At 73.3% G+C, this 20,784-nt stretch carries 23 protein-coding genes; 12 read left to right on the forward strand and 11 right to left on the reverse strand.

Translation table 11 applies throughout. The annotated features are described in order from the left end of the window. Positions 1 to 62: 62 nt before the first annotated feature. Positions 63 to 830, reverse strand: a complete 768-nt coding sequence (locus tag IG88_RS0128570; protein ID WP_031047281.1) for a sulfite exporter TauE/SafE family protein — start codon at positions 828 to 830, stop codon at positions 63 to 65. Positions 831 to 1,145: 315 nt separating this feature from the next. Here IG88_RS0128570 and IG88_RS0128575 point away from each other — a divergent pair, with 315 nt between their 5' ends. The 6 genes from IG88_RS0128575 to IG88_RS0128600 all read left to right on the forward strand — a co-directional run bounded on the left by IG88_RS0128575 (position 1,146) and on the right by IG88_RS0128600 (position 6,384). Continuing rightward, entirely contained in the window at positions 1,146 to 2,345 is a 1,200-nt protein-coding gene (locus IG88_RS0128575) for a sensor histidine kinase (protein ID WP_031047284.1), read from the forward strand. Beyond that, complete coding sequence (locus tag IG88_RS0128580) at positions 2,342 to 2,743, forward strand: roadblock/LC7 domain-containing protein (protein WP_031047288.1); 402 nt, start codon at positions 2,342 to 2,344, stop codon at positions 2,741 to 2,743. Before IG88_RS0128575 ends, IG88_RS0128580 begins: the two co-directional genes overlap by 4 nt. Next, complete coding sequence (locus IG88_RS0128585; protein ID WP_031047291.1) at positions 2,740 to 3,117, forward strand: DUF742 domain-containing protein; 378 nt, start codon at positions 2,740 to 2,742, stop codon at positions 3,115 to 3,117. Before IG88_RS0128580 ends, IG88_RS0128585 begins: the two co-directional genes overlap by 4 nt. Beyond that, complete coding sequence (locus IG88_RS0128590) at positions 3,092 to 3,703, forward strand: GTP-binding protein (protein WP_031047295.1); 612 nt, start codon at positions 3,092 to 3,094, stop codon at positions 3,701 to 3,703. Before IG88_RS0128585 ends, IG88_RS0128590 begins: the two co-directional genes overlap by 26 nt. Next, positions 3,700 to 5,049, forward strand: coding sequence for a cytochrome P450 (locus tag IG88_RS0128595; protein WP_031047297.1), 1,350 nt, complete (start codon positions 3,700 to 3,702; stop codon positions 5,047 to 5,049). Before IG88_RS0128590 ends, IG88_RS0128595 begins: the two co-directional genes overlap by 4 nt. A gap of 207 nt (positions 5,050 to 5,256) precedes the next feature. Continuing rightward, the gene (locus tag IG88_RS0128600) at positions 5,257 to 6,384 is read left to right on the forward strand and encodes a tryptophan dimethylallyltransferase family protein (protein ID WP_031047298.1); all 1,128 of its coding nucleotides are present in this window, start codon (positions 5,257 to 5,259) and stop codon (positions 6,382 to 6,384) included. Positions 6,385 to 6,476: 92 nt separating this feature from the next. On the opposite strand, the gene IG88_RS0128605 is transcribed toward IG88_RS0128600, so the two are convergent. The 3 genes from IG88_RS0128605 to paaI all read right to left on the reverse strand — a co-directional run bounded on the left by IG88_RS0128605 (position 6,477) and on the right by paaI (position 9,688). Next, positions 6,477 to 7,775 carry a flavin-containing monooxygenase gene (locus IG88_RS0128605; RefSeq protein WP_031047300.1) on the reverse strand — a complete coding sequence of 433 codons (1,299 nt, stop codon included), beginning with the start codon at positions 7,773 to 7,775 and terminating at the stop codon, positions 6,477 to 6,479. A gap of 111 nt (positions 7,776 to 7,886) precedes the next feature. Next, a complete protein-coding gene (gene paaK, locus IG88_RS0128610; protein ID WP_031047302.1) occupies positions 7,887 to 9,233 on the reverse strand; it encodes a phenylacetate--CoA ligase PaaK in 1,347 nt (448 codons plus the stop codon). Beyond that, positions 9,230 to 9,688, reverse strand: coding sequence for a hydroxyphenylacetyl-CoA thioesterase PaaI (gene paaI, locus IG88_RS0128615; RefSeq protein WP_324609015.1), 459 nt, complete (start codon positions 9,686 to 9,688; stop codon positions 9,230 to 9,232). The genes paaK and paaI overlap by 4 nt, the downstream gene beginning before the upstream one ends. Before the next feature lie 211 nt (positions 9,689 to 9,899). On the opposite strand from paaI, the gene paaA reads away from it, so the two are divergent. Genes paaA through paaE form a run of 5 tightly spaced genes read left to right on the forward strand, consistent with a single transcriptional unit; the run spans position 9,900 to position 13,640 of the window. Continuing rightward, entirely contained in the window at positions 9,900 to 10,886 is a 987-nt protein-coding gene (paaA, locus tag IG88_RS0128620) for a 1,2-phenylacetyl-CoA epoxidase subunit PaaA (protein WP_031047306.1), read from the forward strand. Beyond that, positions 10,883 to 11,185 (forward strand): 1,2-phenylacetyl-CoA epoxidase subunit PaaB, encoded by a 303-nt coding sequence (gene paaB / locus IG88_RS0128625; protein WP_031047310.1) that lies wholly within the window; start codon positions 10,883 to 10,885, stop codon positions 11,183 to 11,185. The genes paaA and paaB overlap by 4 nt, the downstream gene beginning before the upstream one ends. A gap of 9 nt (positions 11,186 to 11,194) precedes the next feature. After that, on the forward strand, positions 11,195 to 12,022 hold the full coding sequence (paaC, locus tag IG88_RS0128630) for a 1,2-phenylacetyl-CoA epoxidase subunit PaaC (RefSeq protein WP_031047313.1): 828 nt from the start codon (positions 11,195 to 11,197) through the stop codon (positions 12,020 to 12,022). Continuing rightward, complete coding sequence (gene paaD / locus IG88_RS0128635) at positions 12,016 to 12,534, forward strand: 1,2-phenylacetyl-CoA epoxidase subunit PaaD (RefSeq protein WP_031047316.1); 519 nt, start codon at positions 12,016 to 12,018, stop codon at positions 12,532 to 12,534. The genes paaC and paaD overlap by 7 nt, the downstream gene beginning before the upstream one ends. Next, positions 12,534 to 13,640 (forward strand): 1,2-phenylacetyl-CoA epoxidase subunit PaaE, encoded by a 1,107-nt coding sequence (gene paaE / locus IG88_RS0128640; RefSeq protein ID WP_031047318.1) that lies wholly within the window; start codon positions 12,534 to 12,536, stop codon positions 13,638 to 13,640. Before paaD ends, paaE begins: the two co-directional genes overlap by 1 nt. A 46-nt stretch (positions 13,641 to 13,686) precedes the next feature. On the opposite strand, the gene IG88_RS0128645 is transcribed toward paaE, so the two are convergent. Then, positions 13,687 to 14,598, reverse strand: coding sequence for an aminoglycoside phosphotransferase family protein (locus IG88_RS0128645; RefSeq protein WP_031047321.1), 912 nt, complete (start codon positions 14,596 to 14,598; stop codon positions 13,687 to 13,689). Between the two features lie 32 nt (positions 14,599 to 14,630). Beyond that, a complete protein-coding gene (locus IG88_RS0128650; RefSeq protein WP_031047324.1) occupies positions 14,631 to 15,803 on the reverse strand; it encodes an MFS transporter in 1,173 nt (390 codons plus the stop codon). A 38-nt stretch (positions 15,804 to 15,841) separates the two neighbouring features. Between IG88_RS0128650 and IG88_RS0128655 the strand changes: the two genes are divergently transcribed. Beyond that, a complete protein-coding gene (locus IG88_RS0128655; protein ID WP_031047327.1) occupies positions 15,842 to 16,426 on the forward strand; it encodes a CGNR zinc finger domain-containing protein in 585 nt (194 codons plus the stop codon). A 7-nt stretch (positions 16,427 to 16,433) separates the two neighbouring features. Here IG88_RS0128655 and IG88_RS0128660 read toward each other — a convergent pair whose 3' ends face one another. The 5 genes from IG88_RS0128660 to IG88_RS0128680 form a co-directional block, all read right to left on the reverse strand. Then, complete coding sequence (locus tag IG88_RS0128660) at positions 16,434 to 17,012, reverse strand: tellurite resistance TerB family protein (RefSeq protein ID WP_031047330.1); 579 nt, start codon at positions 17,010 to 17,012, stop codon at positions 16,434 to 16,436. A 159-nt stretch (positions 17,013 to 17,171) separates the two neighbouring features. Continuing rightward, positions 17,172 to 18,257 (reverse strand): LacI family DNA-binding transcriptional regulator, encoded by a 1,086-nt coding sequence (locus IG88_RS0128665; protein WP_051852107.1) that lies wholly within the window; start codon positions 18,255 to 18,257, stop codon positions 17,172 to 17,174. Positions 18,258 to 18,369: 112 nt separating this feature from the next. Then, on the reverse strand, positions 18,370 to 18,804 hold the full coding sequence (locus IG88_RS0128670; RefSeq protein ID WP_031047337.1) for a hypothetical protein: 435 nt from the start codon (positions 18,802 to 18,804) through the stop codon (positions 18,370 to 18,372). A gap of 397 nt (positions 18,805 to 19,201) precedes the next feature. Next, the gene (locus tag IG88_RS0128675) at positions 19,202 to 19,852 is read right to left on the reverse strand and encodes a GntR family transcriptional regulator (protein ID WP_031047340.1); all 651 of its coding nucleotides are present in this window, start codon (positions 19,850 to 19,852) and stop codon (positions 19,202 to 19,204) included. 125 nt (positions 19,853 to 19,977) lie between these two features. Beyond that, positions 19,978 to 20,703 carry an aspartate/glutamate racemase family protein gene (locus IG88_RS0128680; RefSeq protein WP_031047342.1) on the reverse strand — a complete coding sequence of 242 codons (726 nt, stop codon included), beginning with the start codon at positions 20,701 to 20,703 and terminating at the stop codon, positions 19,978 to 19,980. Between the last annotated feature and the right edge of the window lie 81 nt (positions 20,704 to 20,784).

Below are 20,784 nucleotides of genomic sequence, written 5' to 3' on the forward strand. Positions count from 1 at the left end.
CGGGCCCGGTGGCCGGCCAACAGTCCCGGCTTCGCATAACGCGGCGTTATGCCGGACGCCCCCTAGCGCAGCAGCAGTTGTACGAGGGCGACCGTGCCGACCGTCACGACCAGGATGCGCAGGACCGTCGGGCTGAAGCGGCGGCCCACCTTGGCACCGACGTAGCCGCCGAGGCCCGAGCCGACCGCGAGGAGCCCGACGGCGGTCCACTCGAAGTCCGCGGCGAAGAGGAAGAAGAGCGCGGCGACGGTGTTGACGACGGCGGCCAGGACGTTCTTGACGCCGTTGAGACGTTGCAGCGGCTCGTCCAGGAGCATGCCCATCAGGGACAGGTAGATGATCCCCTGGGCCGCGGTGAAGTAGCCGCCGTAGACGCTGGCCAGCGTCAGGCCGCCGAACAGCAGCGGACCGCCGTCCCGGCGGGGCGAGGCGCCGGTGCGGGCCCGGCGGCGCTGGACCAGCCGGCCGATCTGCGGCTGGAACGCCACCAGCAGCAGGGCGAGGCCCACCAGGACCGGCACGATCGTCTCGAAGGCACCGGCCGGCAGCATCAGCAGGAGCGTGGCTCCCGCGAGGCCGCCCGCCAGTGCTCCCGAGCCCAGCTTCAGCACGCGCCGGCGCTGGCCGCGCAGCTCCTCGCGGTAGCCGATGGCCCCGCTGATGGAGCCCGGGATCAGGCCGAGCGCGTTGGAGACGGTGGCCGTGACCGGCGGCAGTCCCGTGGCCAGCAGCACGGGAAAGGTGATCAGGGTGCCGGAGCCGACGACGCTGTTGATGGCGCCGGCCCCGACGCCGGCCGCGAACACCGCGGCCATCGCCTCCGGTGTCATCCCGGACCGCCCGGCCCCGGCCCCGTGGCAGGCCGGAACGTGTCTTGTGCATCTGTCACGGGGCCGACTGTACCCACCGCGTCGAAGGCCGACTTCGCCGGTCTCAACCGTTCATGTGTGGGCGCTTCTTGACGTCAGTTCACCTGATCATGCGGTGATACGATCACCGCGTTTGCGGAGCGGGCGGATGGGTGACAGACGGCATCCCCGACACATGGGGCAGCCCGGGCAGCTTCCCCGGTGCGGGCAGTCCACCGGACCGCCCGCACGGACGGAATTCAGCAAGCCGGCTGTCAGTCGCCTGAAGAGAGTCTTATGACGGAATACACAGGGAACCCCTTGCTCTGGGTCGCCCTCGTCGCCCTCGTCGCCGCCGCCGTGCTCATCAGTCGCCAGCGCAAGGCGGCACGGGCATTGCGGCAGCAGGTCCAGGGGCTCAGGGATCACTACACCGAGCTGGAGAGCGATTACGGCAAGTCCGTGCAGGCCGCCCAGGAGCGGGCCGAGGACGAGACGAAGACGGTGCTGAAATCCGCCATGCGGACCCTTCAGGGCCTCGCCGCCGAACAGCAACTGGTGCTCTCCCGGCTGCAGACCAAGTACGGCGACTCGGCCCTCCTCCAGGACCTGCTGGAGATCGACCACACCAACTCGCAGTTCGGCCGGCGCGCCCAGTCCATCGCCGTGCTCTGCGACGGCTGGCTCGGCGGACGGCGCGACACCGCCTCGGTGTACGACGTGGTGCGCAGCGCCCAGGGACGCATCCGGCACTTCCGCCGCGTGGACATCCTCTCCCAGGTCGACTTCGGCATCACCAGCCGGGCCGTCGAGCCCGTCGCCCTGGCCCTGGCCGAGCTGCTCGACAACGCCACCAGCTACTCCAGCCCGGACACCGTCGTCGAGATCAACATCCGGACGGTGCCCAAGGGCATCTGCGTGGTCGTGGACGACGCGGGTGTCGGCATGAGCGACGAGGAGCGGGCCCGCGCCGACAAGCTGCTCGCCACCGAGCGCGCCTCGGGCGTGGCGGGGCTCGGCAACCCGCCGCAGTTCGGCTTCGCCGTCATCGGCCTGCTGTGCGAACGATTCGGCTTCGAGGTGTCGGTGGACTCCTCCTCCCCCTACGGAGGTGTACGGGCGGTGGTCCTGCTCCCGCACGAACTGCTCACCGCCATGCCCGAGAAGAAGGCCCCCGCGCCCGCCCCCGCTCCCGCGTCCGCCGCCCACGGCACGGCCCGCCCGGTTCCCGACGGAGGACCGGAGCCGGCGCTCACCTCCTCCCAGACCGGCGACGGTCTGCCGCGGCGCCGCCGCAAGCGGCCGATGGCCATCGTCCCCGGCAGCGCGTCCACCCCGCGCGCGACGGGCCGCTCCGACTCCGAGCAGGCACAGGTCATGGGTGCCTTCCAGCGCGGAACGCAGTCCGGCCGGGTCACCGGGCCGGACACCCCGGACCCCGCCGGCCGGACGAGCGAAACACCTGGTGCAAGCAGCGAAGGACATGAGGTCTCGTGAACGACGATCTGTCATGGATGCTCGACAGCGCGCTGGAGATTCCGGGCGCCCTGCACGCGGTCCTGATATCCGCCGACGGCCTGCTGATGGCCCGGACGCAGGACTTCGACAAGGACGACGCCGACCGGGTCGCCGCGGCGATGAGCGGTGTGCAGTCTCTCAGCCGCACCCTCGCCTTCTTCTGTGAGGACCCCAGCCAGACCTGGCGGCAGACCCTGGTCGAGTTCGACGGCGGCTGGGTCTTCCTGATCTCCGCCGGCGAGGGTGCCTACCTCGGCGTCTCCGCCTCCCCGGAGGTCGACATGGCGGACATCACCTTCCGCATGCAGCAGCTCGTCGCCCAGCTCGGCAAGCGGCTGACGACACCGCCGCGCGAGAACCTGGGCACCCGCTCGTGACGGGCCAGGACGGCTGGCAGCCCGAGGCGCCCGAATTAGTACGTCCGTACGTCATCACCAAGGGGCGCGGTCTGCCCGACGAGGACGACCTCTCCCTCATCACCCTGGTCACGGCCTCCGCCGACCAGCAGCAGCGGCCGGCCCGGCTGTCCCCCGAGGAGCAGAGCCTGCTCGACCTCTGCTCCGCCGGCTACCTCTCGGTCGCCGAGATCGCCGGACACACCCACTTCCCGCTGGGCGTCGTGCGGATCCTGCTGGCCTCCCTGATGGAGGGCGGTCACCTCATGACCCGCCCGCCGGTGGCCCGCGCCCGCCTCGCGGACCGAGAGATCCTGGAGGAGGTGCTCAATGGGCTCCGCGCCAAGTTTGGATGAGCGGGACTACGTACGCGAGGGAGCGACCCAGACGGCGGTCAAGATCCTCGTCGTCGGGCACTTCGCGGTGGGCAAGACCACCCTCATCGGCTCGATCTCCGAGATCGAGCCGCTGTCCACCGAGGAGACGATGACGCAGGCCGCCGAGCAGGTCGACGACCTGAAGGGCGTCCGGGGCAAGACCACCACCACGGTCGCCATGGACTTCGGCCGCCTGACCATCAGCGACCGCGTCGTGCTCTACCTCTTCGGCACCCCGGGCCAGCAGCGCTTCGTGCAGATGTGGGAGGACATGGCCCGCGGGGCGCTCGGCGCCCTGGTGCTGGTCGACCCGGAGCGGCTGGCGGACTCCTTCCCCGTGATCGACCTCATCGAGCACTACGGGCTCGACTACGCCATCGCCGTCAACCACTTCGACGGCACGCCGCTGCGCGACGAGCGGGCGCTGCGCGAGGCACTCGACCTGCTCGACGACACCCCCGTCGTCACCTGCGACGCCCGCGACGAGAAGTCCTCGGCCGCCGCACTGACCACCCTCGTCCGCTACTTGCTGGACCGCACCCGCCAGGAGCTGGAGCACCCATGAACGCCCACGACACCGCGCCGGTGCCGCCGCCCGGCTGCCCGGCCCACGGCTCCGGCGCCCGTGTTCCCCTGCACGGACCGGAGTTCGCCGCCCACCCGCAGGCGTACTACGAGTACCTGCGCCACTACGGCGCCGCGGCCCCCGTCGAACTGGCCCCGGGGGTCGAGGCGACCCTGGTCACGGACTACGCCGCGGCGCTCCAACTGCTCCAGGACTCCGGCACCTTCCGCAAGGACGCGCGCCGCTGGCGGGCCTTCAACGAGGGCAAGATCAGCCCGGACAGCCCCGTCGTGCCGCTGCTCGCCCACCGGCACAACTGCATGTTCGCCGACGGCGCCGACCACCTCAGGCTGCGCCAGGCGGTCACGGACAGCATGGCGCGGGTGGACACCCGCCGGCTGAGCCGCAGCACCGAGCAGACCTCGGCCTACCTCATCTCCCAGTTCGCCGCCCGCGGTTCGGCCGACCTGCTGGGCGACTACGCCAAGCAGCTACCGCTGTTCGTGTTCAACGAACTCTTCGGCTGCCCCGCCGACATCGGTGACCGGGTGATGTTCGGCATCTCCGGCATGTTCGACGGCGTCAACGCCGAGAAGGCCGCCGCGGTGCTCTTCCAGGCCGTGGGGGAACTCGTCGCGCTGAAGCGGCGCAAGCCCGGCGACGACGTCACCTCCTGGCTCATGCAGCACGAGGCCCGGCTCGACGACGAGGAGATGCTCCACCAGATCGCCCTGCTGCTCAGCGCGGGAGCCGAACCCCTGCGCAACCTCCTCGGCAACACCCTGCACCGGCTGCTGACCCACGAGCGCTACGCCCGTGAGGGCGGCCTGATCGACGAGGCGCTCGAGGACACGCTGTGGGAGAACTCGCCCATGGCCAACTTCGCCCCGCACTACCCGGCCGTCGACACGGAACTGGCCGGACAGCAGATGCAGGCGGGCGACCTCGTGCTCGTCAGTTTCGCCGCCGCCAACACCGGTCCCGCCCTCACGGCGTCCCGCCAGGCGGGCAGCAACCGCGCGCACCTGGCCTGGAGCGCGGGCCCGCACGCCTGCCCGTCCAAGGAACCGGCCCGGCACATCACCGTCACGGCCATCGAGCACCTGCTCAACGAACTGCCCGACGTCGGACTCGCCGTCCCCGAGGACAGCCTGACGTGGCGTCCGGGCCCCTTCAACCGGGCCCTGGCCACTCTTCCGGCCCGGTTCACCCCGGTACGCGCCGCACGGCGCGGCGAGGCGGCGCGGGCCGCCGCGGTGCCCGGGCAGGAGAAGCCGGCGGGTCCGGCCCGTCCGGCCGAACACAAGGGCATGTGGAGCCAGTTCCTCAACTGGCTCACACGGTGACGTGCGCAACACCCTCCCGATCCGCCCCTTCCGCATGAAGATCAAACGGCACGGGTAGTGAGCAACGCGGTATTCAAGTTGCTTATGAGCCAAAGGAGGTGTCGTGGACCACATATCCACGAACGCCGCTTTCCCGCCGCCGAATCCCCTGGTACCCGCCTCCCGAGGCGGGTATCGCTTTGCGCGGCTCCGGCCGGGGGCGGACCGTTGACGGCCGCGCCGACGGGCGGGGACCCGCAGGGCACACCCACGCTCGGCACCTTCACCGGCGGCCAGTTGCGAAGACTCGGCCCGGTCGCCGGCCTGTCCCGCGCCGACGTCGAGACCTACGCACAGGTCCTGGCCGACGCCCTGGGGCCGGTGGCCCAGCGGCCGCTGAGCCTGGCGCCGCCCACCCGCAGCTTCCTGTCCGACGACCACACCCCGGTGGAGTTCTCCCTCTCCTTCCGGCCCGAGGCGTCGCCCGCCATGCGGGTCCTGGTGGAGCCGGGCTGTGGCGCAGCCGGTCTGGCGGACAACGGCCGTGCCGGACTGGAGGCGGTCCGGAGGATGGCGCGGCGCTGGTCCTTCACCACCGACGCCCTCGACGGAATCCTGGATCTGTTCCTGCCACCCGCTCCGCACGGCCCCCTCGCCCTGTGGTGCGCCCTGGAACTCAGGCCCGGCGGTGTACCGGGAGTCAAGGTCTACCTGAATCCGGCGGCGAACGGGGAGGAACGTTCCGCCGCGACGCTGCGCGAGGCCCTGCGCCGGCTCGGGCACCACCGGGCCTTCGACAGCCTCCCCGCGGGCAGTGGATACCCGTTCCTCGCCCTGGACCTCGGGGACTGGGCGGCCCCACGGGTGAAGGTGTACCTGCGCCACGACAACCTCACGGCGGACCGGGCGGGCCGGCTGTCCCGGATGGAACCGGGTCCCGCGCCGGCGGCGGTCGAGGACTTCTTCCGCACGGCCGGGGGCCTCGGTCCCGACGGGGGCGGGCTCGACGCCCGGCCCGTTCAGTCCTGCCACTCCTTCACCGACCTCGGCGCGGCACGGCCGAGCGGGTTCACCCTGTACGTCCCGGTGCGTGACTACGTCCGCCACGACGGGGAGGCTCTGGAGCGGGCGTACGGAGTGCTGCGCGACCACGGTCTGGACGCCTCCGTGCTCGACCGTGCCCTGGCCGCCCTCACCGAGCGGCGGCTCGAGGACGGGGTGGGCCTGATCGCCTACCTGGCCCTCGCCCACCAAGGGGACCGGCCGCCGCGGGTGACGGCGTACCTCTCCTCGGAGGCCTACTCGGTCCGGCCGCCGGTCGTGGAGACCGTCCGCCGGCCGGTGTCCGTTCGCTGAGCGGGGCGCCCGCGCCCGAGGCGGGGCTCCCGGCGCGATCCGCCGGGAGCCCCGGGCACGGTCACCGCCGCCGACAGCGGCCGGCGGGACGGTCACACGGGCAGCGGCTCCCGGAACTCCGCCAGGTAGGGACCCACGTCGACCTGGATCGAGGAGCCGAGAGTCCGGCCGTAGCGCTCGACGATGCCGGCCAGGTACGTGCCGATCTCCTCGCGCATCTCCTCGGTCCCGGGCAGCGCGGCGGTGCCCTCGACGAGGCGTGCCACCCACTGGGCCTGGGCCTCCACCAGCCGGGTGAGGGCGCCCGCGGGCCGCACGAGCCCCACGAAGTACAGCCCGGGCCGGTCGGCCGGGACGATCCGCCGGTAGAGCTCGACCGAGCCGTCGGCCGCGACCGGGCAGCCCGGGGGCAGGAAGGGGAAGGTCATGTGGAAGCCGGTGCAGTAGACGACCGTGTCGGCGGTCTCGGAGCTGCCGTCCGTGAACACGACCCGGTCGTTCTCGAACGAGGCGATCGCGGGCTTCGGGGTCACGGCACCGTGCCGGATCCGGCTGAGGATCTCGTCCGAGACCGTCGTCGCGGAGGAGAGGATCGGGTGGTCGGGTTCGGGCAGGCCGTAGTCCGACAGTCTGCCCCGGGCCACCAGCAGGGCCTGTTCCACCCACTCGCGCCGCTCGGCGAAGGGCATCTCGTTCCACCACGGGGCTTCGGCGATCTCGTCGAGGGACCTCCCGAAGATCTGCTTGGGCACGATGTGCAGCCCCCGGCGCACCGACAGCAGGGTCCGCTCCGCGTGCCGGGAGAGGTCCGCGGCGATGTCCACCGCGGAGGCTCCGAGGCCCACCACGACGACACGCCGGCCGGTGAAGTCGCTGCCGTCGCGGTAGTCGAGGGAATGAAGAATCGTTCCGGCAAAGGAGTCGGCGCCGGCCGGAAGGGGATCGGGCAGGGCCGGGTCGGTGTGGTGGCCGGAGGCGACGACCACCTGCTCGAACCGGCGGGAGGACTGCTCGCCGTCCGCGTCCCGGCTGACGACCGTCCACCCGCCGTCTTCGTCCTGACGGACGGAGACCACCTCGGTGCGCAGCTCGACGTGGTCGAGCAGCCCCGCCCACTCGGCGAACGACCGCAGGTAGGCGGCGACCTGGCTGTGCCGGGGGTAGAGCGGGTAGTGGGACGGCATCGGAAAGTCCGCGTAACCGGTGAGCTGCTTGGCGGTGTTCAGGTGCAGGGTCTGGTAGCCGGGTCCCCGCTCGCCGGCGCCGGGCTGTCGCCAGATCCCGCCGACGTCGCGTGCCTTCTCCAGGCAGACGAAGGAGATGCCGCGACTCTTCAGGGCGTGGCCCATCGCCAGCCCCGACAGACCTGCACCGATCACACACACACGCACGGAATGTCCCCTCAGGATGTACTCAACCTCCCCCGATCATGCCTTTACTGCCCATCCGTTTCTTCCCGCACACCGGTACGGCCCTTGAACACACGTGTCCGTGCTCACGTTTCACGCGTCCCGCAGGTCCCACACCCGGCGGATCTTGCCCAGCGAGCGCTCCAGGGTCTCGGGCTCGACGACCTCCACCTCGACGGTGACGCCCACTCCGTCCTTGACGCCCTGCGCGATCGTCCTCGCGGCGGCCTCGCGCTGCTCGGGACCGGCGTCGGGGCGGGCCTCGACCCGCACCGTCATGTGGTCCATGCGGCCGCGCTCGGTGAGCCGGATCTGGAAGTGCGGGGCGACGCCCGGGGTGCGCAGCACGACCTCCTCGACCTGGGTGGGGAAGACGTTCACCCCCCGCAGGATGATCATGTCGTCGCAGCGGCCGGTGACCTTCTGCATCCGGCGGAAGGCGGGGCGCGCGGTGCCGGGCAGCAGCCGGGACAGGTCCCGCGTGCGGTACCGGATCACCGGGAGCGCCTCCTTGGTGAGGGAGGTGAAGACGACCTCGCCCTCCTCGCCCTCCGGCAGTACGGCGTCCGTGAGCGGGTCCACCACCTCGGGGTAGAAGTGGTCCTCCCAGACATGCAGCCCGTCCTTGGTCTCGACGCACTCCTGGGCCACGCCCGGGCCGATCACCTCGGACAGGCCGTAGATGTCGACGGCGTGGATGTCCATGCGCTCCTCGATCTCGCGCCGCATCTCCTCGGTCCACGGCTCGGCGCCGAAGATGCCGACCTTCAGGGAACTGGTGCGCGGGTCGACGCCCTGGCGCTCGAACTCGTCGAGCAGGGTGAGCATGTAGGACGGGGTGACCATGATGATCTCGGGGCGGAAGTCCTGGATGATCTGCACCTGACGGGCCGTCATGCCGCCGGAGGCGGGGATCACCGTGCAGCCTGCGCGTTCGGCGCCGTAGTGCGCGCCCAGACCGCCGGTGAACAGGCCGTAGCCGTAGGAGATGTGCACCTTGTGGCCCGGGCGGCCGCCCGCGGCGCGGATGGAACGGGCTATGACGTCCGCCCACATGGACAGGTCGTTGTCCGTGTACCCGACGACCGTGGCACGGCCGGTGGTGCCGCTGGAGGCGTGCACCCGCCGCACCTCGGACATCGGGACGGCGAACATGCCGAAGGGGTAGGTGTCCCGCAGATCGGCCTTGGTGGTGAAGGGGAAACGGGACAGGTCCGCCAGACTGCGGCAGTCGTCGGGGGTCACCCCGGCGGCGTCGAACTTCTTGCGGTACAGCTCCACGTGGTCGTAGGCGTGCCGCAGGGTCGCGCGCAGCCGGTCGAGCTGGAGCTCACGGAGCTGCTCGCGGGACAGGCGCTCGGCGGTGTCGAGCAGGTCGTGGGGGAGGGGTTCGCCCCGTCGGGGTGCCGGGGCCGCCCCGGTCGTCGGCTCGCTGCTCATCGCGACTCCTTCGTCGTCGTGCCGGGCGTCTCGCGCGCCGTGTCCTTGCGCGCCCCGCTGCCGTCGCCGTCGGCGGTGCCCCGTCCGTCGTCCCGCACGCTGCGGCTGCGTCCGCGGAACTCCGCGACCAGCTCCTCGCCGCGGCGCACGCTCACGTCGTAGATCCCGCTGCGTCCGTAGCGGGCGCGTTCCTCGGCGCGGGCCACGAGCACGTCGCCCTCGCGCGCCGGGGCGACGAAGACGATGTCGGCGCCGGCCGCGACCGTCACGGGTCCGTGGCTGTTGCAGGCGCAGGCGAACGCGGTGTCGGCGAGCAGGAACAGGTAGCCGCCGTGGGCGATCCGGTGTCCGTTCACCATCGCCGGGGTCACGGTCATGCGGAGGACGGCGGTCCCCTCGCCGTGCTCCACCAGTTCGATCCCGAGCCCCCGGGAGGCCTCGTCCGCGAAGAACATCGCCTCCGTCGGCGTCCGCTCAGTGGCCTGCGACACCGTACCCACCACCTTGTTTCCCGACCGACCATTCGGTTAGCGCGCGGCAAGGCCAAGTAATCCAGCCACGCGGCGGCACTGTCAAGGGTGTGGCCGGCGGGTCCGGGTCTTGCCCGGCGGGCGGAAAGACGTCACACTGGTACCGAACGAATGGTCGGTTGGGAAGCTGGTGACGATGACCACGACACACGCCGCCGAGGCGCCGCCCCCGGACGCGCCGGACGGACTCCAGGAGCACTTCGACGCGACGATCGCGCGCGACCAGCGCATCGAGCCGCGGGACTGGATGCCCGACGGCTACCGCAGGACGCTGATCCGGCAGATCGCCCAGCACGCGCACTCGGAGATCATCGGCATGCAGCCCGAGGGCGAGTGGATCACCCGGGCCCCGTCGCTGCGCCGCAAGGCGATCCTCTTCGCCAAGGTCCAGGACGAGGCCGGCCACGGCCTGTACCTGTACTCGGCGGCCGAAACCCTCGGCGCGGACCGCGACGACCTCACCCAGCGGCTGATCGAGGGCCGGCAGAAGTACTCGTCGATCTTCAACTACCCGACCCTGAGCTTCGCCGACGTCGGCGTGATCGGCTGGTTCGTGGACGGCGCCGCGATCTGCAACCAGGTGCCCCTGTGCCGCAGCTCGTACGGTCCCTACGCGCGCGCGATGGTGCGGATCTGCAAGGAGGAGTCCTTCCACCAGCGGCAGGGCTACGAGCTGCTGATGACGATGATGCGCGGCACCGACGCCCAGCGCGAGATGGTCCAGGACGCCGTCAACCGCTGGTGGTGGCCGTCCCTGATGATGTTCGGCCCGCCCGACGACGCCTCGCCCAACTCGGCGCGGTCGATGGCCTGGAAGATCAAGCGGCACAGCAACGACGAGCTGCGCCGGCGCTTCGTCGACATGACCGTCCCGCAGGCCGAGAAGCTCGGCGTCACCCTGCCCGACCCCGAGCTGCGCTGGAACGAGGAGAGCGGGCACCACGACTTCGGCACCCCCGACTGGGACGAGCTGATGCGCGTCATCAAGGGCGACGGCCCGTGCAACGACCGGCGGATGGAGCGGCGGCGGACCGCCCACGAGGACGGCGCCTGGGTGCGCGAGGCGGCCACCGCACACGCCGCCAAGCAGGCCGCCCGCGCGCGGAAGGGAGCGGCGGCATGACCCCCGGGACGTCCGGCAGGCAGGGCTGGCCGCTGTACGAGGTCTTCGTGCGCGGCAAGCGCGGACTCAACCACGTCCACGTCGGCTCCCTGCACGCCGCCGACGACGCCATGGCCCTCACCCACGCCCGCGACCTCTACACCCGGCGCAACGAGGGCGTGAGCATCTGGGTGGTGCGCTCCGAGCACATCGCCGCCTCCACCCGCGACGAGAAGGACCCCTTCTTCGCCCCCAGCGCCGACAAGGTCTACCGCCACCCGACCTTCTACGACATCCCCGACGACGTTCCCCACATCTAGGAGCAGGGCATGAGCGACGACCACGTCTACCTCACCCTGGCCGAGGGGCACGAGGACGACAGCCGCTGGGCCTACGGCACCGGCTTCGAGGACCCGCTGCACGGCGTCGACACCACCGTGCCCGAGGGCGTCGACGCCGGTGAGCTGGCCGGGGAGTGCGTGGCGCTCGCCGACGACGCCCTGGTGAGCGCCCAGCGGCTCGCCGAGTGGGTCACCCGCGCGCCGGAACTGGAGGAGGAGGTGGCGCTGGCCAACATCGGCCTCGACCTCCTCGGCCAGGCCCGCCTGCTGTACTCGCGCGCCGGGCAGGTGGACGGCACCGGCCGCGACGAGGACGCCTACGCCTACTTCCGCGACCCCGGCGGCTTCCGCAACGTCCGCCTGGCCGAGCTGCCCGGCGGCGACTTCGCGTTCGCGGTCGTACGGCTGCTGGTGCTCTCGAGCTGGCGGCTGGCCCACTTCCGGCGGCTGCAGGCCCACCCCGACCCGGTGCTCGCTGCGGTCGCCGCCAAGGGCGTCAAGGAGCTGACGTACCACCGGCAGTACGCCGCCGAGTGGTGCGTGCGCCTGGGCGACGGCACGGACGAGTCCCACCGCCGGACGCGCGCCGCGCTGGACGAGGTCGCCCCGTATCTCGGCGAACTGCACGCGGCGTACGACGTGCGCGACGAGGTCGCCGACGACCTGCGCCAGGTCACCGAGGCGGCCGGACTGACCCTGCCGGTGTACCGTCCGCTGCCGGGCTCGGGCCGCGCCGGCGAGCACACCGAGCACCTGGCGCCGCTCCTGACCGAGCTGCAGGGCGTCGCCCGCGCCCACCCGGAGGCGACATGGTGAACCACGGCCCCGCACTCCTGGACGCCCGCCGCGCCCGGCACGTCGCCGAGCAGGTGCCGGACCCCGAGCTGCCCATGCTCACCCTCGCCGACCTCGGCGTCCTGCGCGACGTCGAGGTCGGCGAGGACGGCACCGTCGTCGCGAGCCTCACCCCCACCTACTCGGGCTGTCCGGCCATGGCCGAGATGCGGGCGGACGTCGCCGCGCGGCTGCGCGGGGCGGGGTACCCGCGCGTGGAGATCCGCACCGTCCTGGACCCCCCGTGGACCAGCGACTGGATCACCGAGGCGGGGCGTCTGAAGCTGGCCGAGCACGGCATCGCCCCGCCCGGGCCCGCACCCCGCGGCGGCCCCGTCCCCCTCGTCCTGTCGCCCACCCGGCCGGCGGTGCCCTGTCCCCGCTGCGGCTCGGCGGACACCGAGGAGACCTCGCGCTTCGCCGCCACGTCCTGCAAGGCGCTCTGGCGCTGCCGGTCCTGCCGCGAGCCGTTCGAGTACGTCAAGGAGATCTGATGGCCCCGACCGCCCCCGTCCCGGCGGCCCCGGTGCGCACCCGCCGCCGGCCCGCCTTCCACACGCTGCGCGTCGCCGCCGTCGAGCGGCTGTGCGCGGACGCCGCGGCCGTGAGCTTCGAGGTCCCCGACGAGCTGGCCGGGGAGTTCGCCTTCGCGCCCGGTCAGTCGCTCACGCTGCGGCGCGAGGTGGACGGCCGGGACGAGCGCCGTTCGTACTCGATCTGCGCACCGGCCGGTGCGGCGCCGCGCATCGGGGTCCGCGTGGTGCCGGGCGGGCTGTTCTCGGCGTGGCTGGTCAACGACGTGCGGCCGGGCGACGCCGTGGAGGTGATGGCTCCCACCGGCCTCTTCACGCCCGATCTGACCACCCCCGGCCACCACGTCCTGATCGCCGCCGGTTCGGGCATCACCCCGATGGTCTCCATCGCCGAGTCGGTGCTGGCCGCCGACGACCGCTCCGCCGTCACCCTCTTCTACGGCAACCGCCGCACCGACACGGTGATGTTCGCCGACGAACTGGCCGACCTGAAGGACCTGCACCCGACCCGCTTCCACCTCGCCCACGTGCTCTCCCGCGAACCCCGCGAGGCCGAGGTGCTCTCCGGCCGCCTGGACGCCGGGCGGCTCTCGGCGCTCATCGGCTCCCTGGTGGACGTGACGGGCGCGGACCACTGGTGGCTGTGCGGCCCGCAGGGCATGGTCGCCGACGCCCAGCAGGTCCTCGCCGGCCTCGGCGTTCCGGCCGAGCGCGTGCACCGCGAGCTGTTCTACGCCGACGACGAGCCGGTGCGGGAGGTCCACCACGAGGACAGCGGCCCCGAGGGCCCCGTCAGCGAGGTCACCGTCATCCTGGACGGGCGCTCCACGACCGCTCCCCTCTCCCGGGAGCGCTCGGTCCTCGACGGCGCCCAGCAGTCCCGACCCGACCTGCCCTTCGCCTGCAAGGGCGGCGTCTGCGGCACCTGCCGGGCCCTGGTCACCGACGGCAGTGCCGACATGCGCCGCAACTACGCGCTCGAAGCGGCCGAGGTCGACACAGGCTACGTCCTGACCTGCCAGTCCTACCCGGTCTCCGAGAAACTGACGGTCGACTACGACAGTTGACCGGGGGTACACCCGTCGCCGGAGGGTGCCGCCGGCTTCGCGTGGGTCAGTGGGCCCGCTCCGCCTCACCCAGGACCGCCCGGATCACGTGGCGGGCGTTGCCGGCCATCGCGGGGTTGGTCTCCCGGTAGTACGGCAGCGCGATCAGCGCCTGGGAGAGGGTGCGGCCCCGGCCGCGCCGCCAGGTGGCGTCGTCCACGCCCAGCGCCTCGCGGAAGACCTCCCTCGCGCCGGCCGGCAGCAGGTTCCACGCCGGGAAGAGATCGCAGGCCGGGTCGCCCACCCCCAGGCACCCGAAGTCGATCACCGCGGTCAGCCTGCCACCGGTCACCAGCAGGTTGCCCGGCATCAGGTCCGCGTGCAGCCACCGGGGCGGACCGTCCCAGGCCGGAGCGCGCAGCGCGTCCTGCCACACCTCCGTCAGCGCGTCGCAGTCGACGCCCTCCTCCGGCAGGCCCCGCAGCGTGTCGAGCGCGGCCCGCGTCGGCCCGTCGAGCGCGGCGAGCGGCCCGCCGCGGTACGCCGCCGGCGCGTCGGGCAGGGCGACGCTCCACATCGCCGAGACGAACCCGGCCAGGTCCACCGCCAGCGACACCGGGTCGGTCAGCGCGCCGGCCTCGGGAAGCTCCCCGGGCAGCCACCGGTACACCGACCAGGGCCACGGGTAGCCCTCGGCGGGCACCCCTTCCCCGAGCACCTCGGGTACGGCGGTCGGCAGCAGGGGCGCCAGCCGGGGCAGCCACTCCCGCTCCGCCGTCACGTCCGCCGCGCCGCCCCCGGCCAGGGGCAGCCGTACGACCAGGTCCGGGCCGAGACGGAACATGGCGTTGACCGTGCCTCCGGAGGGGTGGCGTTCGAGGGGGAGCCCCGCCCACCGGGGGAACTGCCCCTCGACCAGCCGCCGTACGAGGCGCTCGTCGAGGTCGTACGGCTCCCGGTGCCTTTGACCTGAACTCATGGGCGTCATCCGACCGTTCGGCGCCGACGACGTCAAACCCTTTCCCGTCCGACAGCCGCCGCGGTCGCCGCCGTGCCCGCCGCCACCAGCAGGGCGCCCGGCAGGGACCACGTGGCCAGGGGGCCCGCCACGGCCGCGCCCAGGGCGAACGCGGTGACCTTGAGACTCGCCCCCGTGGTGAAGATCTGGCCGCGCAGGTGCTCGGGGGACTCCCGGTGGCGTACCGCGAAGAGCGCGGTGAGCTGCGGGCCCTCGCCGGCGCCGAGGAGGACGGCGGCCACCGGGAGTGCGGCCGGCCGGCCCGTCGCGGCCGCCGTCGCGGCCAGGGCCAGTGCCGCGGCCTGGACCAGGGCCGCGGCCCGCACGAGCGTGTCCGGGGCGACGGAGCGCGGGTACCGTGCCAGTACGGCGTTGGCCGCCAGCGCGGAGACCGCCGCGCAGGAGAACAGCAGGGCTCCGCGTCCGGCCGAACCGAGAACCCGCGCGCCCAGCAGCGGGACGCAGGCCGTCAGCATGCCCTGGGCGGCGCAGCAGACGACCGAGACGAGGGTCGCCCGGGCGAGCGGCGGACGCCGGAGGATGACCCGGAACCCGGCGGCGAGGGCGCGGGCCACGGGGGCGGGCCGCGCCCGCGGGGCCGCGTCGGTGCGGGCCGGCAACCGCCACGCGACGGGCACGGCCGCGGCGACCAGTGCCGCGGCGACCACGACGGCCGTGGGGGCGCCCAGCGCCTCAGCCGCGCCGCCGGCGAGTGCCGGACCGGCCAGGCCCGCCGCGCCGAAGGTCATCGCGTCCAGTGCGTTGGCCCTGGGCAGATGGGCGCCCGCCGCCACCCTGGGGAGCTGCGCGGTCCAGCCGCCCGACAGCGCCGGGCCCAGCAGCCCCGTGAGCACCGCGAGCACCACGGTGCAGGCGGCCGGAAGGCGGCCCAGCCCGGCGAGGACCGCGGTCAGGCCCGCCGCGTACAGCGCCAGCGCGCAGGCAAGGAGGCGGCCCGGCCGCTCCGCCCGGTCCAGGAGGGCCCCGAGCACCGGCCCACCGACCGCCGCGGAGACCGTGATGCCCGCGAGCAGCGACGACGCGTGAGCCGCCGATCCGGTCAGGGCGAGCCCGGCCAGCAGCAGCGCCGGTCCCGCCATCTCGTCACCGGCGCGCGCCGCCGTCGCCCCGGCCAGGTAGGAGCGTACTGAGTAACCCTTTGGCACCCGGCAGACGTTACGGAGGTAACTCAAAACTCCGCAATATGCGTTACATTCGGATGGTGACCTCTCCCCTCGACGCCGACTGGTCCACCAGGCACTCCGTACTGACCACGGCACGGCGCACCGCCGCCCTCGTCAACGCACTCGCGGGCGGCCCTTCCGGCACCGCACCCGCACCCGAGGCGGTGGCCGAAGTGCTGCGCGCCTACGGCGAGACCGGTCCCGTCGACCTCACCCCCCGCGACGTCGACGGGATGCGTGCGGCGGCGGACCTGCTGCGGGAGGTGTTCGCCGCGGACTCCGCCGACGCCGCCGCGCACGTCCTGAACCGCCTCCTCGGCGCGCACACGGGGCCGCTCCGGCTGACCTCCCACAGCGGTGGTACGCCCTGGCACCCGCACCTCGACGGCGACGACGACGCGCCGTGGCCGGAGTGGTTCCTGGCCTCCTCCTGCATGGCGCTGGCCGTCCTCCTCTGGGACCGCCAGCGCCCGCCCGGCCGGGTCTGTGCGTCCGTCGCCTGCCCCGACGTCTTCATCACGCGGGGCAGCGGCCCGGAACGCCGCTACTGCTCGCGCCGCTGCGCGACCCGGGAGCGCGTCGCGGCGCACCGGCGACGCGGCTGACCGGGGCTCAGACGCCGAACTCCGAGGGCGGGACGCCGAGCGCGGTGCACGCCTCGCGGATCGCCTGCTGCTCGGACTGGTCGAAGGTGCCGTCGGCCCCGGCGACGACCATGCCGGTCTGCACGACGGCACGGGCCTCGGCGGGCTTCTTCGCGGCCTTGCCGATCACCTGGAGCGCCTCGGTCCTGCCCTGCTCGAAGTTGGCGAGGAGCCGGTCCACGTGCTGGTTGAACCGCTGGCGGAGCTGGTCCGCCGGGAAGTTCTGCAGCACCTCGTTCGAGACGATCAGCTCCTCCACGCGCCGGCGCTCGGCGGGGTCCACCCGTCCGTCCGCGGCGGCGACCAGCGCGCACAGGGCCATGCTGGCGTCCCGGTAGGCACCGCTCCTGAGTTCGTTCTTGGCCGAGGCGAGCTGGGACTTGAACATCCCGATCAACTGGCCCTTGGAACCCCCGGAGGACGTGCCCGGCCTGCCGCCGCCCAGCGGGCCGTGCGACCCCTGATGCCCGGAGCCGCCCCCTCCCCGAGTGCCCTGGGACTGCTGGAAGGTCTTGGCCTGGTCCTTGATCTTGTCCCACATCGCCACTCGTGCCACCTCGGCTTCTGTCGCTGCGTACCGGTCCGTCCGCGGCCGATGTCCCGCGGTCAACAGGATGAACGCGCCCCGGAACCACAGGGTTCCCGAAAGGCAAAGAAAAGGCAAAGTGCCGAGTTCCGGAGGCACTTGCCGGGCGGAGGCCGCCGCTCAGACGTCGCAGGACGTGGCGGCGCCCGGTACCGCCGGCGTCTCCCGCGACCTCGACGGCGGCCCCGGCGGCGCCGCCGTGCTCGCGCGGACGACGAGGCGGGGCTCCACCGACGCCGGTTCGGGCACCGTCTCCGGGGCCGCGATGTGACGCAGCAGCCGAGCCACGGCGAGCTCGCCCATCTGTGTGAACGGCTGGGCGACCGTGGTCAGCGGCGGTGCGCAGTACTCCGCCAGCTCGATGTCGTCGACGCCCACCACGGAGATGTCCTCGGGCACGCGCCGTCCCAGCTCCCGCAGCGCCCGGAGCAGACCGAACGCCATCTCGTCGCCGGCGACGAACACCGCGGTCACCTCCGGGATCCGGCCCAGGACGAGTCCGGCACGGTATCCGGATGCGGGCGACCAGTCGCCCTCCAGGGGAGGCGGCACCGCACGCCCCGCCGACTCCAGCGTCGTGCGCCAGCCGTCGCGCCGGCTCGCGGCCTCCAGCCACTCGCCGGGGCCCGCCAGGTGCCACACCGTCTCGTGGCCGAGGTCCAGCAGGTGCCGCGTGGCCAGACGGGCGGTGAGGGACTGGTCGACGGCCACGACCCCGGTGGCGTCCGTGCGCGAACCGTCGACGGTGAGGGTCGGCGTGGCACGGGTCAGCTCCTCGAGCCGGGAACTCCCGGTGATCAGCGGCACCGCCAGGACGACGCCCTCGACGCCCTGGTCGACGAGCCGGGACAGGGCGGACTCGATCGCGAAGGTGTCGAGCGAGTCGGCCGTCGCGGTGCTCACCGCGTACCCGGCGCTCCGGGCGGCGCCCTCGATGCCGGAGGTGATCGCGGCGCGGGAGTAGAAGGTGGTGCGCAGCGTCACCACGCCGATCGTCCGGCTGCGCCCGGAGGACAGCATGCGCGCCGCGTTGTTGCGCCGGTAGCCGAGCCGGGCCACCGCGGCCAGGACCTCGGCCCGCGTCTCCTCCCGCACGTTCGGATGCCCGGAGAGCACGCGCGACACCGTCTGCGCGGAGACCCCGGCGGCCCGGGCCACGTCCGTCATCCCCGGCGGGCGCCTGCCCCCGCCGTCCTGCTTCGCCATGCGTTCCTTCCCGGCCGGTCTGCCGCCCGATGGTATCGCCGGCGACGCCCGCCGTCCGCGCCTCCGGACCCCGCCCGGGCCGTCCACCTCCGGCGTCGGCGACGCCCCGGGTTCACTTCGGACCCGCGGCCTCGGGCTTCCGGCCCGGGGTGTCGGTGCGCCGGCGGCAGGACGCGTCGTGCCGGGCACCCAGCGAGGTCCACCACCGCTCGCAGCAGCCGCCGCGGACAGGGAGGAGGGCGGCGGCGGGGCGGGCACACTCCGGACCGTGGTCGGCGCCGAAGGAGTACCGCCAGAACGCGCAGCACGGCTCCGGACCCGCTCCGGTCGACGGCCGCGGGCGGGCCAGGCGCTCCGCACGCCGGGCCAGGAGGACGCTGTGCCGGTGCATCGCACCCTCCCGCGCGGCGCACCAGGCGAACACGGCGGCGGCGTACAGACCGGGCAGCGCGAGCCAGGGGTGGTGGGTGGCCGCGTATCCGGCGGCGGCGAGAAGGAGCACGGCGGTGGCACGGCACGCGCGGGCGGTGCGCAGGCTCGGCGTCACAGGGGACTCCCGTGGGTCGGCGGGGGAGAAAGCCTCGGGTCATCCGTATGCCCCCGGTTCGCCGTCCTACGTCTCGCCACCCGTGTCCGTCCCCCGTCCGCGCACCGCGCCGCGGTCGCGTCCGGCGGGAGGTGTGTTGCGGTCATCCGTCGCCGCTTTGCCGTCCAAGCCGTCCTGAGCGCCGTCCCGAGGTACTGGCCGACGGGGTCTCTCCCTGGCTCATGAGACCGAGGTGGGGGTGCGGGCTTGCGGGCTTGCGGTCCGGCGGCGGCCCGCGGCCCGGTCTCCGCCGAGCACCGCGGACCTCCGCGCCCGGCGGACCTCGGAACCCAGGGGGTGTCGCTCGGACCTCGTTCGGAACCTGTTCGGGTCCGAACGAGGTCCGAACGCCCCCCCCCTAGGCGCGCTCCTGCGCGAGGTGCCCCAGGGCCGCGCTGCGGCTCGTCGCCAAGTGGTGCAGGACCAGCTCCTGGACGCGGTCCACGTCGCGTGCCGCGATGGCCCGGTAGAGGGCTTCGTGTTCCAGGGCGACGGCCAGCAGGTCGTCGTGCTGGCCCAGGAGCCAGCGCAGCCGGCTGCGCAGGACCCGCTCCAGCTCGTTGAGCAGCTCGTTGGCGGCCAGGGAGACGACGGTCTCGTGGAAGTCGGCGGCCGCCCGGCGGGCCCGCACGGCGTCGTCGGCGCGCGCCGCGTCGAGTTCGGCGTCCACCGTCGCGCGCAGCCGCTCCAGCCCCTCCCGCGTGTGCCGTTGGGCCGCCAGCCGGAAGCCCAGGGTCTCCAGGCCCGACCGCACCTCGTCCAGGTCGGCGATGTCGCTCGTGGTGAACTCCCGCACCACCGCCCAACTGCGCGGCCTCGGGGTCACCAGTCCCTCCGACACCAGCGTCTTGAGGGCCTCGCGGACGGGGAGCCGGCTCACCCCGAGGGACTCGGCCAGCTCCCGCTCCACCAGGCGGCTGCCGGGGGCACGCACACCGTCGATGATCTCGTCGCGCAACCGCTGCGTGACCCGCTCGGACTCGGGCCTGAAGCCCTCTGACGCAGCCATCGCCGTCCTTCGTCCGTCTTCCCTTTCCCGGCACGCCGACCGCGCCGTGCACAGCGGCGGTCGGGCGGCCCGTCAGAATACCCCGGGACCCGCGGGCGGTCCGGGCGGGAGGGCGCGACGACGGTTCAGCCCGCCTGCGGGGGCCAGTTGACGATCCGCTTGGGGCGCGGGCGGGCGTAGGTGCGCACCTTGGACGTGGACAGGCCGAGCCGGACCAGGGATTCCGCCACCGTCACGGCGGCGGCGACCCCGTCGACCACGGGGACACCGGTGCGCTCCACCACGCGTTCGGCGAGCCCGGCCATGCCCCCGCAGCCCAGGCAGATCACCTCGGCCCGGTCGTCCTCGACCGCGTGGGCGGCCTGCTCGGTGATGGCGTCCACGGCGGCCTGTTCGTCCCGCTCCAGATCGAGTACGGCGAGCCCGCTCGCCCGCACCGAGGCGCACCTGGCGCCCAGCCCGGCCACCTCCAGCCGCTCCTCGATCAGCGGCACCGTGCGGTCGAGGGTGGTGACGACGGAGTAGCGGCGGCCCAGGTACTGCGCGGTGCTCGCCGCGGCCTCGGTGATGTCGACGACGGGTACGTCGAGCAGTTCCTGCAACCCCTCCCGCCCGTGTTCGCCGTAACCGGCCTGGACCACCGCGTCGAACGGCTCCCGATAGGCGCGTACGGCCTCCGTCACCGCGACCGCCGCGAGGTAGCTCTCGTAGTTGCCCTCGACGGACTCCGCCCCGAAGGCCGGTGTCAGCGGCACGATCTCGGTGCCGGGGGAGGCCGCGCCGGCCGCCTGCGCGCCGATCGCGTCGGTGATGGACTGCGTGGTGTTGACGTTGACCACGAGGATGCGCATGGGGGCCTGGGCCTTCTGCTCGGACGGGGCGCTCCGCGAGGATGCGGCGCGGTGCGCGACGGGTGGGGGTGGGGGTGGGGT

This window comes from Streptomyces sp. NRRL F-5650 (assembly GCF_000721365.1).
In the GTDB taxonomy this organism is placed as follows: Bacteria; Actinomycetota; Actinomycetes; order Streptomycetales; family Streptomycetaceae; genus Streptomyces; species Streptomyces ardesiacus.

Bases quoted from the DNA above. Each gene is read 5' to 3' on its own strand.
- IG88_RS0128645 (WP_031047321.1), bottom strand. From the start codon at position 14,598: ATGAGTTCAGGTCAAAGGCACCGGGAGCCGTACGACCTCGACGAGCGC.
- IG88_RS0128675 (WP_031047340.1), bottom strand. From the start codon at position 19,852: ATGGCTGCGTCAGAGGGCTTCAGGCCCGAGTCCGAGCGGGTCACGCAG.
- paaE (WP_031047318.1), top strand. From the start codon at position 12,534: ATGGCCCCGACCGCCCCCGTCCCGGCGGCCCCGGTGCGCACCCGCCGC.
- IG88_RS0128665 (WP_051852107.1), bottom strand. From the start codon at position 18,257: ATGGCGAAGCAGGACGGCGGGGGCAGGCGCCCGCCGGGGATGACGGAC.
- IG88_RS0128570 (WP_031047281.1), bottom strand. From the start codon at position 830: ATGACACCGGAGGCGATGGCCGCGGTGTTCGCGGCCGGCGTCGGGGCC.
- IG88_RS0128595 (WP_031047297.1), top strand. From the start codon at position 3,700: ATGAACGCCCACGACACCGCGCCGGTGCCGCCGCCCGGCTGCCCGGCC.
- paaK (WP_031047302.1), bottom strand. From the start codon at position 9,233: ATGAGCAGCGAGCCGACGACCGGGGCGGCCCCGGCACCCCGACGGGGC.
- paaB (WP_031047310.1), top strand. From the start codon at position 10,883: ATGACCCCCGGGACGTCCGGCAGGCAGGGCTGGCCGCTGTACGAGGTC.
- IG88_RS0128590 (WP_031047295.1), top strand. From the start codon at position 3,092: ATGGGCTCCGCGCCAAGTTTGGATGAGCGGGACTACGTACGCGAGGGA.
- paaI (WP_324609015.1), bottom strand. From the start codon at position 9,688: ATGTTCTTCGCGGACGAGGCCTCCCGGGGGCTCGGGATCGAACTGGTG.
- paaD (WP_031047316.1), top strand. From the start codon at position 12,016: ATGGTGAACCACGGCCCCGCACTCCTGGACGCCCGCCGCGCCCGGCAC.
- IG88_RS0128575 (WP_031047284.1), top strand. From the start codon at position 1,146: ATGACGGAATACACAGGGAACCCCTTGCTCTGGGTCGCCCTCGTCGCC.
- paaA (WP_031047306.1), top strand. From the start codon at position 9,900: ATGACCACGACACACGCCGCCGAGGCGCCGCCCCCGGACGCGCCGGAC.
- IG88_RS0128655 (WP_031047327.1), top strand. From the start codon at position 15,842: ATGCGTTACATTCGGATGGTGACCTCTCCCCTCGACGCCGACTGGTCC.
- IG88_RS0128680 (WP_031047342.1), bottom strand. From the start codon at position 20,703: ATGCGCATCCTCGTGGTCAACGTCAACACCACGCAGTCCATCACCGAC.
- paaC (WP_031047313.1), top strand. From the start codon at position 11,195: ATGAGCGACGACCACGTCTACCTCACCCTGGCCGAGGGGCACGAGGAC.